This window comes from Micromonospora solifontis (assembly GCF_003725545.1).
In the GTDB taxonomy this organism is placed as follows: domain Bacteria; phylum Actinomycetota; class Actinomycetes; order Mycobacteriales; family Micromonosporaceae; genus Micromonospora; species Micromonospora solifontis.
Window position 1 is genome coordinate 1 of sequence record NZ_RJLN01000114.1, and the last position, 12,901, is coordinate 12,901.

The 12,901-nt window shown below is 74.0% G+C and carries 10 protein-coding genes and 1 pseudogene; 4 read left to right on the forward strand and 7 right to left on the reverse strand.

Features of this window, described 5'->3' with window-relative positions; genetic code table 11:
• Both EFE23_RS25170 and EFE23_RS25175 read right to left on the reverse strand, forming a co-directional pair.
• Nucleotides 1-351: pseudogene (locus EFE23_RS25170) on the reverse strand (hypothetical protein); the annotation flags it as partial.
• 301 nt (nucleotides 352-652) lie between these two features.
• The gene (locus tag EFE23_RS25175; RefSeq protein WP_123243392.1) at nucleotides 653-2,128 is read right to left on the reverse strand and encodes an aminopeptidase P family protein; all 1,476 of its coding nucleotides are present in this window, start codon (nucleotides 2,126-2,128) and stop codon (nucleotides 653-655) included.
• Nucleotides 2,129-2,287: 159 nt separating this feature from the next.
• Here EFE23_RS25175 and asnB point away from each other — a divergent pair, with 159 nt between their 5' ends.
• On the forward strand, nucleotides 2,288-4,249 hold the full coding sequence (gene asnB / locus EFE23_RS25180; protein ID WP_123243400.1) for an asparagine synthase (glutamine-hydrolyzing): 1,962 nt from the start codon (nucleotides 2,288-2,290) through the stop codon (nucleotides 4,247-4,249).
• A gap of 54 nt (nucleotides 4,250-4,303) precedes the next feature.
• On the opposite strand, the gene EFE23_RS25185 is transcribed toward asnB, so the two are convergent.
• Entirely contained in the window at nucleotides 4,304-5,410 is a 1,107-nt protein-coding gene (locus tag EFE23_RS25185; RefSeq protein WP_123243393.1) for a lytic polysaccharide monooxygenase auxiliary activity family 9 protein, read from the reverse strand.
• A 332-nt stretch (nucleotides 5,411-5,742) separates the two neighbouring features.
• On the opposite strand from EFE23_RS25185, the gene EFE23_RS25190 reads away from it, so the two are divergent.
• Nucleotides 5,743-6,675 (forward strand): PfkB family carbohydrate kinase, encoded by a 933-nt coding sequence (locus tag EFE23_RS25190; protein WP_123243394.1) that lies wholly within the window; start codon nucleotides 5,743-5,745, stop codon nucleotides 6,673-6,675.
• 115 nt (nucleotides 6,676-6,790) lie between these two features.
• Here the strand turns inward: EFE23_RS25190 and EFE23_RS25195 are convergent, their stop codons facing one another.
• The gene (locus tag EFE23_RS25195) at nucleotides 6,791-8,014 is read right to left on the reverse strand and encodes a multidrug effflux MFS transporter (protein ID WP_123243395.1); all 1,224 of its coding nucleotides are present in this window, start codon (nucleotides 8,012-8,014) and stop codon (nucleotides 6,791-6,793) included.
• Between the two features lie 75 nt (nucleotides 8,015-8,089).
• Between EFE23_RS25195 and EFE23_RS25200 the strand changes: the two genes are divergently transcribed.
• Entirely contained in the window at nucleotides 8,090-8,545 is a 456-nt protein-coding gene (locus EFE23_RS25200) for a MarR family winged helix-turn-helix transcriptional regulator (protein WP_373684040.1), read from the forward strand.
• A gap of 150 nt (nucleotides 8,546-8,695) precedes the next feature.
• Here the strand turns inward: EFE23_RS25200 and EFE23_RS25205 are convergent, their stop codons facing one another.
• Together EFE23_RS25205 and EFE23_RS25210 are read right to left on the reverse strand one after the other, a co-directional pair.
• On the reverse strand, nucleotides 8,696-9,526 hold the full coding sequence (locus EFE23_RS25205) for an MBL fold metallo-hydrolase (RefSeq protein WP_123243397.1): 831 nt from the start codon (nucleotides 9,524-9,526) through the stop codon (nucleotides 8,696-8,698).
• Nucleotides 9,523-9,927 carry a thioesterase family protein gene (locus EFE23_RS25210; RefSeq protein WP_123243398.1) on the reverse strand — a complete coding sequence of 135 codons (405 nt, stop codon included), beginning with the start codon at nucleotides 9,925-9,927 and terminating at the stop codon, nucleotides 9,523-9,525. Before EFE23_RS25210 ends, EFE23_RS25205 begins: the two co-directional genes overlap by 4 nt.
• Before the next feature lie 91 nt (nucleotides 9,928-10,018).
• Between EFE23_RS25210 and EFE23_RS25215 the strand changes: the two genes are divergently transcribed.
• Nucleotides 10,019-11,110: a phosphatase PAP2 family protein gene (locus EFE23_RS25215; protein WP_123243399.1), complete on the forward strand. Its 1,092-nt coding sequence runs from the start codon at nucleotides 10,019-10,021 to the stop codon at nucleotides 11,108-11,110.
• Between the two features lie 200 nt (nucleotides 11,111-11,310).
• On the opposite strand, the gene EFE23_RS25220 is transcribed toward EFE23_RS25215, so the two are convergent.
• Complete coding sequence (locus tag EFE23_RS25220) at nucleotides 11,311-12,816, reverse strand: PH domain-containing protein (RefSeq protein WP_123243401.1); 1,506 nt, start codon at nucleotides 12,814-12,816, stop codon at nucleotides 11,311-11,313.
• Between the last annotated feature and the right edge of the window lie 85 nt (nucleotides 12,817-12,901).

Consider the following 12,901-nt stretch of genomic DNA (forward strand, 5'->3'; position numbering starts at 1 on the left):
GACCCTGCCGTGGTCCCGGTCGTTGTCCCGGTCCTCGTTGTCCCGGTCCTTGCCGTCCCGGCCGTACTGGTCCTCGGCGTTCTGCGCCTCGGCGTCGCCCTTGTCGCCGTCCTTCTTGTCGTCGGCCTTGCCGGCGTCGCTGACGTTCTGCGGTGCGGCCGCGTGGTTCTCCGCGACGCGCTGCGCGTCGTCGGACTTGTCGTTGTCGCGAGCGGCGAGGCCACCGAGCGCCGCCAGACCGACGACGCCGGTCAGCCCGGCCACGCCGGTGGCGACCCAGAGCGCCCGCCGCCTGCTCGTCGGCGGGGTCATCGGGGCCCCGCCGTCGGAAGTCGTTACGTCGTTGGACATCAGAGCCTTCCGCCCTTTCGGTTTCTACCAAAGGGGTCGCACCACCCGAGGCGGGGCGACCAGCTACAAACCGGTTGTAGCCTCTGATCGACACCGTATGAGAAGGATCCTCGCGACGCGGACGTATACGAAAAAATCGCGCATTACGCCCATATCCGATCGGGTGGTACGGGCCGGCGTGGACCGCCCGGCAGGGCGGCCGGAGCGCGAAACGGTGACGGGCCCGCCCGCCGACGTCGGACGACGACAAACGTCGCAGACGCCGGCGGGCGGGCCCGTCGCGCGGGTCGTACCTCCCGGGTCAGCCCGGCAGGCGCGGGCCGGCCTCCCGCTGCTCGGCGAGCCAGGTCTCCACCTCGTCGGAGCGGCGCGGCAGCCCGGCCGAGAGGTTCACCGGACCGTCGGCGGTCACCAGGATGTCGTCCTCGATCCGGACCCCGATGCCGCGCAGCTCCTCGGGGACCAGCTCGTCCTCCGGCTGGAAGTACAGGCCCGGCTCCACCGTGAGCACGTAGCCCTCGCCGAGCGGCCCGTCCCGGTACATCTCCTTGCGGGCGTTCGCGCAGTCGTGCACGTCGATGCCGAGCATGTGGCTGGTGCCGTGCAGGGTCCACCGGCGGTAGACCGTGGAGGTCGGGTCCATCGCCTCGTCCACGCTGACCGGCAGCAGCCCGAGGTCCTTGAGCGCCTCGGCGAGCACCCGCATCGAGGCCAGGTGGACGTCGCGGAACGCCACCCCCGGCTTGCACATCTCGATGCCGGCCTGCTGGGCGGCGTAGACCGCGTCGTACACCTGCCGCTGCAGCGGGGTGAACCGGCCGTCGACCGGCAGCACCCGGGTCACGTCGGCGGTGTAGAGGTTGCGGTTCTCCACGCCCATGTCCATCAGCAGCAGCTCACCCGGACGGGTGACGCCGTGGTTGTGCACCCAGTGCAGGATCGTGGCGTGCTCGCCGGCGCCGACGATCGAGCCGTACCCGACCTCGTTGCCGTCGTGCCGGGCGCGCAGCGCGAAGATCCCCTCCAGCAGCCGCTCGGAGACCGCCCGGTCCGCCGGCAGCGCCCGGGCCACGTCCTCGAAGCCGCGGACGGTCGCGTCGCAGGCCTCCTGGAGCTGGGCGATCTCCCACTCGTCCTTGACCAGCTTCAGCTCGGAGATCGCGATGGCCAGCTCCCGGTCCCGGCCGGGCTGCCCGTCGGCCCGGGCCCCGTCGTACGGCCGCACCGCCGCGTCCACCCGGGCGTCGAAGCCGCGCAACACCCGGGTACGCCCCGGCGCCAGCTCGGCCAGCGCCGCGTCCAGTTCGGTCAGGTCGGCGGTCGGCAGTCCCAGCTCGGTCGACTTCTCCTTGAGCGTGGGACGGCGGCCCACCCACAGCTCGCCGTGCCGGCTGCGGAAGAACTCGTCGGTCTTCCGGGAGGAGCGGGGCCGCATGAACAGCGTGGCGTCCCCGTTCGGGCGCAGCACCAGCACGCTGTCCGGTTCGAGGTCGCCGGTCAGGTACGCGAAGTCGCTGCCCGGCCGGAACCGGTGGTCGGTGTCGTTGGCCCGTACCTTCTCGTTGCCGGTCGGGATGACCAGCGTCTCCCCGGGGAACGCCGCGGCGAGGGCGGCCCGCCGCTTGGCGTGGTTCGGCACCTCCGGGCGGGGGCCGACCGGCAGTTCGGTGTCCCGCCAGCCCTGCCGCATGAACGCCAGGAACGCCTCCGGGAAGTCGGGGTCGTGCGACTCCGTGCCGTCCGCCGGCTTGCCCTGCTGCGTCCGCTCCTCGGCCATGATCCGTCCTCCTTGAGCCTCGTCGCTGGTCCAGACGGTATCGCGCGCACGGGAGCGGGAGGAGCCTGCGGTACCGCGACGGTGGTGTCCGGCGCGTGGAGAGGGGCAGAGCCAGCGGTGCCGCACCGCCCGGATGTGCCGCGTGAAAAGATGACCACCATGTGCGGACTCCTGGCCTTCTTCAGCGCGCGCGGCGACGCCGCCGCCCACCGCGACCACATCGCCGGAGCACTGGAGTGCCTGCACCACCGCGGCCCGGACGAGACCGGGGTCGAGGTGGTCGGTGACGCCTCCGGCCGGTACGCGGACGGAGTGTTCGCCCACAAGCGTCTGGCGATCATCGACGTGGCGCTCAGCCACGAGCCGCTGCCCTACGCGAACGGCCGCTACCTGCTCACCTTCAATGGTGAGATCTACAACTACATCGAGCTGCGGGACGAACTGATCCGGGACTACGGCGCCCAGTTCGCCACCAACGGCGACGGTGAGGTGATCGTCGCCGGGTACCACTACTGGGGCGAGCAGGTGCTCACGAAGCTGCGCGGCATGTTCGCCTTCGTGATCTGGGACCGGCAGGAGCGGCGGGCGTTCGGCGCGCGGGACTACTTCGGCATCAAGCCGCTGCACTACCTGCAGACCCAGGACGGCCTCTACCTCGCCTCGGAGAAGAAGGCGCTGCTGCCGTTCGCGCACTCGGCGTACCAGGGCGACGCCGGGATCGACACCGCGAACCTGAGCCACTACCTGACCCTGCAGTACGTGCCGGAGCCCGGCACCCTGCACAAGGGGATCAGCCGGATCGGATCGGGGGAGTACCTGACCTGGAGCCCGGGCGGCCGGATCGAGGTGCGCCGCTGGTACCGGCCGGTGTTCCACCCGGCCCCGGTGGCCGACGAGCAGAAGCTCTACCACGAGATCCGGGAGACGCTGCGGGAGAGCGTCCGGATGCACATGCGCTCGGACGTGCCGGTCGGCTCGTTCCTCTCCAGCGGCATCGACTCCACCGCGGTGGTCGCCCTGGCCCGGGAGTTCAACCCGAACATCCTCACCTTCACCGTCGGCTACGACGTGCCCGGGTACTCCGAGATCGACGTGGCCCAGGACTCGGCCCGGCACCTCGACGTCACCACCATCCCGACGAAGATCGGGCCGCAGGACATGATGGAGGCGCTGCCGAAGATCGTCTGGCACCTGGACGATCCGGTGGCCGACCCGGCGCTGGTCCCGCTGTACTTCGTGGCCAAGAAGGCGGCCGAGCACGTCACCGTGGTGCTCTCCGGCGAGGGCGCGGACGAGTTCTTCGGCGGGTACACGATCTACCGGGAGCCGCTCTCGCTGAGCACGGTCAACGGCCTGCCCGGCGGGGTGCAGAAGGGCCTGCGGGCGGTCTCCAAGGCCATCCCCCAGGGCGTGAAGGGCAAGAGCTTCCTGGAGCGCGGCACCACCCCGATCGAGCAGCGCTACTACGGCAACGCCCGGATGTTCACCGAGGAGGAGAAGCAGCACCTGCTGCGCCGCTACGACCCCTCGGTGCGCTACACCGACGTCACCGCGCCGATCTACGCCGAGGCCACCGAGCTGGACGACGTCACCAAGATGCAGTACGTCGACCTTTACACCTGGCTGCGCGGCGACATCCTGGTCAAGGCCGACCGGATCTCCATGGCCCACTCGCTGGAGGTGCGGGTGCCGTTCCTGGACCGGGAGGTGTTCAACGTCGCCGCCGGCATCCCGGTCGACCTCAAGCTGCCGCCCCGCTCCGAGGCCACCAAGTACGCGATGCGCCAGGCGTTGCAGGGCGTCGTCCCGCCCGCCATCGTCAACCGCAAGAAGCTGGGCTTCCCGACCCCGACCCGGGTCTGGCTGCGCGGCGAGATGTACGAGTGGGCCCGGCACGTGCTGGCCACCTCGGGCGCGGGCGACCTGATCGACCTGTCGTACGCGATGCGCCTGCTGGACGAGCACAAGCGGGAGGAGGCGGACCACTCCCGCAAGGTGTGGACCGTGCTGATCTTCTGCATCTGGCACGCCATCTTCGTGGCGAAGACCCTCGACCCGGGTATCCAGCGCAACCAGTCCGCCCTGCTCACCAAGCCCGTCGTGGGCAGCATGGTCCGCTGACGTCGGTGCGGAAACGGGCCCCCGGCACCGCCGGGGGCCCGTTCCGCTATCCGGTCACCTGCCGGTGCAGGTGACCGTGGGCAGGGCGTTGGTGCCCGACGTGTTGGCCAGGAACCCGAACGTGGTGGTGCCCTCCGGCGGGATGCTGCCGTTGTAGGACACGTTGCTGACGCTCACCGTGGTGCCGCTGGTGCTCGCCGTGCCGTTCCACACCTGGGTCAGCGTCTGACCGCTGGGCCAGGTCCAGGTGGCCGTCCAGCCGGCGTACGTCCGGCTGCTGTGGTTCATGATCTCGACCTCGCCCTGGAAGCCGCCGCCCCAGGCGCTGACCACCTTGTAGACCGCCATGCAGTCGCCGCCGGGCGGTGGCGTGGTCGGGGCGGGCGTGGTGGGTGCCGGCGTGGTCGGGACCGGCGTGGTGGGTACCGGCGTGGTGGGCGGCGGGGTGCTGCCGGAGCCGATCCCGGTCACCTCCCCGTTGCCGCCGTCGAAGGTGACGTCGGAGCAGCCGAAGAAGTTCTCCTGGCTGTCCGAGCGGACCCAGCGGGAGTAGATGATGTGCCGGCCGCTCTTGTTGGCCGGCAGCGTGCCGTTGAAGTAGTAGTGCCCGTCGTTGGTGCCGGGCGAGCCGATCGACGGCGGGTTGGTCACCGTCAGGAACGGCTGGTCCTCCAGGTCGCTCCAGGCCAGCGGCCGGGTCGGGCTCCAGCTGTCCTTGGTGACGTAGAAGTAGAAGGTGCCCGGGTGGTGGGCCCAGTTGCTGTAGCGGAACTCCATGGTCCGGCCGGCCGTCAGGTGGGTGAGGGGCCAGTCGTTGCGGGCGGCGTCGTAGCCGCTGAAGTTCGGGTTGCCGCCGCTGCACAGCTTGCCGTCGGGGATGAAGCCGACGGTCCGGCCGCCCGCGTCGGAGCGCAGCACGCTGAACCAGTTGTAGAGGGAGTTCGCTCCGTTCTCGGCGACCGCCGCCGCGCAGGCGGGGTTGTTCGGCTTGATCTCCCCGGTCGCGGTGAGCCCGTCCTTCCAGCACAGGTAGGTCCGGGCGCCCGGGGTCATCGCCGCGCCGTGGGCGGCGGCCGGGTCGGAGTTCGTGGCCAGGGCGAAGGCGCCCAGGGCCAGGGTGGCGGCCGCGGTGAGCAGCGCGGCCGTACGGGATCGGTGCACGGGTTCTCCTGACTCGCGGGGCGCGGCCTCGGCCCGCCCCGCTGCGACGAGCGGATGCGACGATCGCGGCGCCACGCCCGGCGGTCGGAGTGCGGCCGGGGGCCGTCCGGGGGCGCGCGCCGCCTGCGGTCCGTGCCACGGACCGGTGTGCCCTCGCGTCGGCTCGACCCGGCGGCCGGCGGCGCGGCAGCCCCCCGCGCCACTCCGGCAAGCGCAATCCCATCACGTCCGCCGCGCGCATGGCAATAGCCCCCCGTCGATGAGGGGGTCTCGGCGCGCCGCGCCGCGCCATGCGCCAGGATCGGAGGTACGACGGTACGGAAGGAGCCAGCATGGGGTACGCGGTGGTGCTTGGCGAGGCGCTGGTCGACCTGCTCGACGCCGAGTGCGACGGGCAGCCCGTCTACCGGCAGGCGATCGGCGGCGGACCGCTGAACGTGGCGGTGGCGGTCGCCCGGCTCGGCGGCGACGTCCAGTTCGTCGGGTCGCTCGGCGACGACGCCCTCGCGGAGCGGATCCGCGCCTTCCTGTCCGCCGCCGGCGTCGGGCTGGCCGGGGCGGTGACCGTACCGGCCCCGACAGCCCTGGCCGTGGCCACCTTCGCCGGCCCGGAACCGGACTTCCGCTTCTACGGCGAGCCCCGCTCGTACGCCCTGCTCGGCCCCGACGACCTGGACGTGGCCCTGGTCGAGGGCGCGGACGTGCTCTACTGCGGCTCGATCGTGCTGCTCGACCCGCCCGTGCTGGCCGCGGCGCGCCGGGCCTGGTCGATCGCCGGGGCGCTGCGGGTGTTCGACCCGAACGTGCGGCCCCGGCTGCTCGGCGGGCCCGGTGCGCTGGCCGGGCTGCGCGAGGTGGTCGCCGAGTTCGCCGCCGGCGCCCATCTGGTGAAGCTGAGCAGCGCCGACGCGCGGCTGCTCTACCCGGACGAGCCGGTCGAGGGGGTCGCCGCGTACCTGCGGGAGTTGGGCGCGGGAACCGTGGTGGTCACCCTCGGCGCGGACGGCGCGCTGGTCGCCGCCGCCGAGGACGTGGTCCGCATCCCGGCCCCGAAGGTCGCCGCGGCGGACGCCACCGGCGCGGGCGACTCGGTGATGGGCGCGCTCATCGCCGAACTGCTCACCGCCGGCGAGCCGGTGGACCCGACCGGCTGGCAGGAGCGGGTCGCCTTCGCCCTCCGGGTGGCCGGCCTGGTCTGCGAGTTCCCCGGCGGCGCCACCGCCATGCCCACCCGCGCCGCCGTCACCGCCCGCTTCCCCACCTGACCCGCCCCGCCGCCCCCGCCGCGCCGCGGCGCGAGCGCCCTCGTGCACGGAAAGAGTGGCCATTTCCCGGGAGGCGACCACTCTTTCCGTGCATGAGCGCGGATCGTGGGGTGGGTCAGCGGGGGCGGGTGAGGGTGAGGACGGCGGTGAGGGAGAGGGCGGCGGCGCCGGTGAGGACGACGGCCATCGGCACGGCGCTGCCCTCGCCGCCGAGCCCGACCAGCGGTGCGGCGAGCGCGCCGACGACCGACTGGACGCCGCCCATCAGCGCGGCGGCCTTGCCGGCGTGCCGGGGGTGCGCGTCCAGCGCCAGCGCGGTGCTGTTCGGCGTGACCATGCCGAGCGAGCCGACGAAGAGGAAGAGCGCCACCGCCACCAGGGCGAGGCCGCCGGCGAGCGCCCCGGTCAGCACGCCGACCGCGGCGGCCGCGTTGACCAGCAGCGCGGTGACCAGCAGCTGGCGCGGGCCGGAGTGGTCCAGCAGCCGGGCGTTGGCCTGGCCCGTCGCCACCAGGGCGAGCGCGTTGAGCCCGAAGATCAGGCTGAACGTGCTCGGGGACACCCCGAAGACGTCCTGGAACACGAAGGACGACCCGGAGATGTACGCGAAGAGCCCGGCGAACGCGAAGCCCTGGGTCAGCGCGTACCCGAGGTAGACCCGGTCGGCGGCCAGCGACCGCATGGTCCGGGCGGTGGCGGCCAGGCCGCCGGTGCTGCGCCGCTCGGCGGGCAGGGTCTCCGGCAGGCGGAGGACGACCGCGGCGGCGAGCAGCAGCCCGATCACCGCCAGGGCGAGGAAGACCGCCCGCCAGGAGCCGAACCGGAGCACCAGGCTGCCCACGCTCGGCGCGGCGACCGGGGCTACGCCGAAGACCAGGGTCAGCCGGGAGAAGTACTTCGCCGCGGCCCGGCCCGAGTAGAGGTCGCGGACCACCGCGCGGGCGACCACCACCCCCATGCCCCCCGCCAGGCCCTGCGCGAAGCGGGCCGCGGCCAGCGCGGGGGCGTTCGGCGCCACCGCGCAGACCAGCGCCAGCAGGGCGTACGCGGTGACCCCGACCAGCACCGGGCGGCGCCGCCCCCAGCGGTCGCTGAGCGGGCCGGTGACGAGCTGGCCCAGGGCGAGGCCGATCAGGCAGGTGGTCAGCGAGAGCTGGATCTGAGCCTGGTCGGCGCCGAGGTCGTGGGTCATCGCGGGGAACGCCGGCAGGTACATGTCCAGCGAGAGCGGGCCGATCGCGGTGAGCGTGCCGAGCAGCACCAGCAGGGTCACGCCACCGGCGGGCGGGGCCGGCGCGGCGACGGGCGGGCGCACGGTCGTCGGCGCGGTACGGTGCACGGCAGGTTCCCCTCGGGGTCGATGAGCTCCGGCCAACCTTAGCTCTGTACCCAGAACTATTGCGCTGTGAAGTAGGTGACCCCCGTGTCGAGCGAGGACGACATCGCGCGGCTCGGTGCCTTGGTGGGGGAGCTGCACCGGCTGCTGCGCCGCCGCGCCGTCGCCCGCGCCAACCTGGTCGCCCTGCCCCAGGCTCAGGTGGAGCTGCTGTTGCTGGTGCGGGCCGAGCCGGGGATCAGCGGCAAGGAGGCGGCCCGGCGGCTCGGCACCGCCCCGAACACGGTCAGCACCCTGGTCCGCGACCTCACCGACGCCGGACTGCTGCACCGGGAGCGCGACCCGGCGGACCGCCGGGTGGTCCGGCTCCGGATCACCGAAGCCGCCGACACCCGGATGGCCGACCACGAGACGCACCGCGCCGCCCTCCTCACCGAGGCCCTGGCCGCGCTCAAGCCCACCGACCGCGACGCGATCCTCACCGCCGTACCGGCCCTGGACCGCCTCCTCACCGATCTCCGCGCCGCCGGCTGACCTCGCGCCCGCCTCGCGCGGCTGAGGGCCGCGGGCGGACAACATCCCGCAAGCAGTGGTCACCACGGACCGTGGAGGCCCCTGCATCCAGGATCCAGCGCGATCTCGAGCCGGTGCCCGGGCGGGGCGAGGCGGGGCGGGCGGAGACGGTCAGGCGGTGCCGTCGAGTTCGGCGTAGCCGCGGCGGGCGGCGATCAGGCCGGGGCGGGCGCCGAAGGGGGACTCGGCGGCGACCCGTTCGGGCGGCGCGCTGCCGGTGTGGCCGGCCCGGATCAGCCAGGCCTGCTGGACCAGCTGGGCGTGCTGGGCCCGGACGAACTCCACGTCGACGGTCGCGCCGTGGCCGGGCACCACCACCGTGCCCGGGGTGGTGAGCCGGAGCAGGTCGGCCACCGCGTCCGGCCACTGCAACGGGTACGACTCCTCGAACGCCGGCGGGCCGCTCTGCTCCACCAGATCCCCCGCGACCAGCACGTCCGCGTCCGGCACGTGCACCACCAGGTCAGCGTCGGTGTGCCCGTGCCCGGGATGGCGCAGCACCACCCGCCGGCCGCCGATGTCCAGCACGGACTCGGCGACCACGGCGTGGGTCGGCGCGAGCAGCTCGGCACGGGCCAGCTCCGCCGCGAGCGCCGGCTGCTCGTCCCGCATCTCCTCGTACGCGGCCCGGCGCAGCTCGTCCGGGTGGTCGCGCAGCACGGCGGCGGCCTGCTCGTGGGCGTACACCGGGCGGGGCGGGTCGGCGGCCAGGGTGGCGTTGCCGAAGCAGTGGTCGAAGTGGTGGTGGGTGTTGACGACGGTCCACGGGTGCGGGGTGACCGCGCGGGCGGCCTCGGCCAGCTCCCGGGCCTGCCCGGCGGTGGAGAGGGTGTCCACCAGCAGCGCCGCGCCGTCCCCGACGACCAGCGTCACGTTCACCTGCAGCAGCGGCTCGCGCAGCACGTGGACGCGGTCGGCGACCTCGACGAACCCGGCGGTCATGACGCCCGCGAGGCGCGCTCGACGAAGCGCTGTCGGTCGACCAGCAGCCGCTCGACCCGCCCCTCGGCCACCGTGTCCTCGCCGTCGACGACGGCCACCTCGAACAGCAGCCGCCGGCCCTCGACCTTGGTCAGCCGGGCCTGGGCGACCACCCTACGCCCGACCGGGGTGGCCGCGCGGTGGTCCAGCTCAACCCGGACCCCGACAGTCGTCGACCCGGCCGGCATCCGGGTGGCGGTGGCCGCCACGGTCGCCGCCTCCGCCAGGGCGAGCACCCGGGGCGTGCCGAGCACCGGCACGTCGCCGGAGCCCACGGCCTGCGCGGTGTCGGCGTCGGTGACGGTCAGCTCGACCCGGGCGGACAGGCCCGGTGCGAAGGGCTGCTCCGGCTGCTCCTGCATGCCCCGAGCCTAGACGAGCCCGGGCCGGGGTGTCCGGCCTGCGGGTGGTCGCCGTCGGTCGATCCGTCGCCCGCCGTTAACCTTGACCGCGATGGCCGTCCTGACAGATCCCCAGCCCCCCGCCCGGACCGGTGCCACCCGCTCACCCGACGGCGGCCGCCGTCGGGTGGTCGCGATGGCGATCTGGGGCGCCGCCTTCGTGGCCGCCTGGCTCGCCATCGGCCTGCCCACCGACCCGGCGTACGCCTTCGTCTGGATCTGGGCGGGCACCATCGCCTGGAACTCCGCCCGCCCGTGGCGCAGCCACCTGCGCTTCGCCCGGGACTGGATCCCGGTCGTGCTGCTGCTGGCCGCGTACAACCTCTCCCGGGGGTTCGCCGACAACGGCGCGACGCCGCACGCCATGGAACTGGTCGTCGCCGACCGGTTCATGGTCGGCTGGGCCACCGGTGGTGAGGTGCCCACGGTCTGGCTCCAGCACCACCTCTACCGGCCCGACCAGGTGCACTGGTGGGACGTGCTGGTGAGCTGGATCTACTTCTCGCACTTCGTGGCGACGCTGGCCGCCGCCGCGGTGCTCTGGCTGCGGGATCGCACGCGTTGGGCCGCGTACATGCGTCGCTGGGGTTTCCTCTGCGCCGCCGGCCTGGCCACCTACTTCCTCTACCCGGCCGCGCCGCCCTGGTGGGCCGCCCAGAACGGGCTGCTCAGCGAGGTCGCCCGGATCTCCACCCGGGGCTGGCGGGAGATCGGCATGCACGGCGCCGGCAACCTGCTCAACGCCGGGCAGATCGCCTCCAACCCGGTCGCCGCGATGCCCTCCCTGCACACCGCGTTCGCCCTGTTCGTGGTGCTGTTCTTCCTGGGCTCGGTGCGCCGGCGCTGGTGGCCGCTGCTGCTCGCGTACCCGCTGGCGATGACCTTCACGTTGATCTACAGCGGTGAGCACTACCTGATCGACGTGCTGGTCGGCTGGGCGTACGTGGGGCTGACCTTCCTGGTCGTCGGGCTGGCCGAGCGCTGGTGGGCGGCCCGGCGCGCCTCGCGCGCCACGACGCCCGCGGAGGCCGCCTCGCCCACCGAGGCCGCCTCGCCCGCCGACGCCGCACCGGCGACCGGCACGCCGGCCTCCACCCGCCCCGACACCCCGGTCGACCCCGCCACGGTGCCGGCCGAGCGCTGACCAACAGGCGCTCCCACCCGGCCCCGGCCCGGCTCCCACGGCCGCGCGGCCAAGATCGCCCTTGTTCGACGCGCGGCGCGCCGCGCGGCGAAGATCGCCCTTGTTCACGGAAAGAGTGGCCATCTCGCGTGGGATGACCACTCTTTCCATGAATTAGTGCCTGGCCCCGCCCGGCGCGGTCGGCGCGGGTGGGGTGCGGGTCAGCGGGGGTGGGGGCGGTCGGTGCGGCGGGCCGCCTCCGCGCGGGCGGTCAGCTCGGCGGCCAGCGCCCACGCCTCGGCGAGGTCCCGGTCGGTGGCGGCCGCGCCCGAGCCGCCGGCCGTGTCCGCGTGCACGGTGGCCAGCCGCAGCCGCCGCTGGGCCGGGCCCTGGGTCACCCGGACGCTCTGGATCCGGGCGTACGGCACCAGGGTCACCTGCCGGGTGAGCAGCCCGGAACGGGCCACGAAGACCTCGTCGTCGAGGCCGGCGCCGACCGCCGCCCGGGTCAGCGGGCGCAGCCAGCGTGCCCGGCGCGGGGGTGGGGTCGTCGGCAGCGCGTCCAGCCGTACGCCAGGCAGCACCTCGGCGACGACCAGCGCGCCGGCGGCCCGGTCGCCGACGGGAAGCAGCCGGTCCGGGCGGTTCCGGTCGTCCGGTTCGGCGGCCGAGTAGCCGGCCACCTCCAGCCGCATGCGCAGCCAGCCTTTCATCCGCCAGAGCAGCGGCCACGTCACGCCCACGGTCTGCACCCGGTGCAGCGGCACGGTCTGCATCCGGGTCTCCAGCAGCCCGTTGCGGACCCGCAGCCGGTCGTCGTCCCGGTCGAGCCGGAAGTCCCAGTCGTCGAGCACCCGGCGGATCGGTTGCAGCAGCACGCCGGCCATCGCGGTGAGCGTGCTGGCCACCGCGATGAACGACCAGGAGCCCTCGGAGAGGAACTGGGCGACCACGAACGCCAGGCCGAACGGGAGCAGGAAGGCCTGCGGGGTGAGCAGTTGGCTGACCAGCAGGTCCTGGTTGCGTACGGCGTGCAGCCGGCGCCCTTCCGGCACCGGCGCGGACGGCGCGCCGGCGGTGGGCGGGGCGGCCGACTGCGGGTGACCGGCGGCGGCGAGCAGTCGCTGCCGCAGCGCGGTGGCCTCGGCCACGCTCAGGTACGCCAGCGGCGCCTCCGTCTTGCCCCCACCGACCACCTCGAGCCGCAGCTCGGCCAGGCCGGTGAGCTGCGCCAGCAGCGGCCGGACCACCTCCACCGCCTGCAGCCGTTCCAGCGGGATCGCCCGGGTACGCCGCCAGAGCAGCCCTTCGTGCACCCGCAGCTCGCGGCCCACCAGGTGGTAGCCGGTGTTCCACCAGCTGATCACCGACAGCACGGTGGCGCCGAGCGCGAAGATCGCGACCAGCACGGCGAACCAGCCGAAGCCGACCCGGGACAGCGTCGACCAGGAGAGCCCGGCGATCACCACCACCAGCGACTTGGCGCCGTGCAGCGCCGGGCTCAGCGGGTGCAGCCGCCGCCGCGGCTCCTCGCCGGCCGGCGGGGGGACCGGGTGTCCCGGCCAGCCGGGGCCCGGCGGCGGGGGCCAGGCCCCCGGCCCGACCGGTCCGGGACCGGGGTAGCCCGGCGCTGCGGGCTGGCCGTAGCCGGGCGGCGCGGGTTGGCCGTGGCTGGGCCAGCGGGGGTGGCCGTTGTCCGCCGGCGCCGGTTGGCCGTACCCGGGCAGCGCCGGTTGGCCCTGGCCGGGCGGCGCGGGTTGGCCGTACCCGGGCAGCGCCGGTTGGCCGTGGCCGGGCGGTGCGGGGTGGCCG

What these genes read in the sequence shown, in the direction of transcription:
- EFE23_RS25175 (WP_123243392.1), bottom strand. Translation starts at nt 2,128, where the DNA reads ATGGCCGAGGAGCGGACGCAGCAGGGCAAGCCGGCGGACGGCACGGAG.
- EFE23_RS25205 (WP_123243397.1), bottom strand. Translation starts at nt 9,526, where the DNA reads ATGACCGCCGGGTTCGTCGAGGTCGCCGACCGCGTCCACGTGCTGCGC.
- EFE23_RS25210 (WP_123243398.1), bottom strand. Translation starts at nt 9,927, where the DNA reads ATGCAGGAGCAGCCGGAGCAGCCCTTCGCACCGGGCCTGTCCGCCCGG.
- EFE23_RS25190 (WP_123243394.1), top strand. Translation starts at nt 5,743, where the DNA reads ATGGGGTACGCGGTGGTGCTTGGCGAGGCGCTGGTCGACCTGCTCGAC.
- asnB (WP_123243400.1), top strand. Translation starts at nt 2,288, where the DNA reads ATGTGCGGACTCCTGGCCTTCTTCAGCGCGCGCGGCGACGCCGCCGCC.
- EFE23_RS25215 (WP_123243399.1), top strand. Translation starts at nt 10,019, where the DNA reads ATGGCCGTCCTGACAGATCCCCAGCCCCCCGCCCGGACCGGTGCCACC.